Raw genomic sequence first — 1157 nt, 5'->3', positions numbered from 1 at the left:
TCGTTGATCCGCCGCTCGGGCCTGGGGTCTGGCGGCGGGCGGAAGTCATAGGGACGGTGCGGCTGCGTCGCGCCGATGGCGACCAGCGGCTCGATGCCGCGCGCCTGCAAGGCCGCCACCGCCTCTCCGCTGGCATAGCCGGTGTCGGCCAGCACGGTTCCCGGCAGGCCGCAGGTGTTCTCCATGGCCAGGATGGTGGCGGCAAAGCTCGGCGCGTCGGCGGTGGTAGCGACGAGGTTGGTCGCCAGGATCAGTTGCGTGCCCTCGGCCGAGACCACGGCCTGGGCGTTGTAGGCCTGGCGGAATTCATGCGCGTCCGAGCGGCGCATCAGCGCGCTGTCGGGGTCGGTGAGGTTGCTCTGACGCTCAGGGGCGGGCGGGGGCGGATCGTCGGGTGGTGATTTCGGTCTGCGGCCGCGGCGACCTGATTTGGCGTCCCAGGCCGCCTGGCGGGCGGCGATCTCGGTGCGCGCAGCCTCGGCCTCGCGCGCGGCCTGTGCCTCCAGCCGGGCGCAGGCGGCGTCGAGTTGCGCGCGCAGCCGCTCCCGCCGGGCGATCTGCTTGGGCAGCGCCTGCGGGTCGGGTGCGTCCTCGGTATCCGCAGCCTCGGCGCGGGCGGTCAGGTCGGCGATGTCGGCGGCCAGCTTCTGGCGCAGCGCCTGCGCCCGGTCGTAGCGCACCGAACGGATCTTGGACGCATTGGCATCGATCTTGGTGCCATCGATCGAAACCAGGCCCAGCCGCAGCAGCCCGGCCTCGCGCGCGATCAGCAGCACCTGGAGGAACGCCGCCTCGAAGGCCGCCTTGTTGGTACGCCGGAAGGCCGCGATCGTGTCGTGGTCGGGGTGCGTGTTGGCCGCCACATAGCGCAGGCCGATGTCACGATAGGTCGCCCGCTCGATCCGCCGTGAAGAGAAGATGCCGTTGGCATAGGCGTAGATCAGCAGCGCCAGCATCAGCCGGGGATCGTATTGCGGCCGCCCGCCCGGACGCGGGTTCACCAAGAAGCTGCCAAGCGGCACGCGCTCCACGGCGGCTATGACAAAATGCGACAGGTCATCCTCGGGCAGCCACGCCTTGAGGTCCGGAGGCAACAGGAATGCCTGGTCGCGATTGTAGGATACGAAGGTCGCCATAACCGCAGTTTGACAAATCAG

General features: G+C 69.7%; 1 protein-coding gene. It reads right to left on the bottom strand.

Going from position 1 to position 1157, the window contains the following annotated elements; genetic code table 11:
* Window positions 1–1136, bottom strand: a 1136-nt coding sequence (locus C8P66_RS23390) for a transposase (RefSeq protein WP_111400676.1), incomplete at its 3' end; no start/stop codon positions are given.
* Window positions 1137–1157 lie beyond the last annotated feature (21 nt).

The organism is Humitalea rosea (genome assembly GCF_003253705.1).
Lineage (GTDB): Bacteria > Pseudomonadota > Alphaproteobacteria > Acetobacterales > Acetobacteraceae > Humitalea > Humitalea rosea.
Note: the sequence above shows the minus strand (reverse complement) of the source record. Positions and strands in the feature narration are given on the sequence as shown.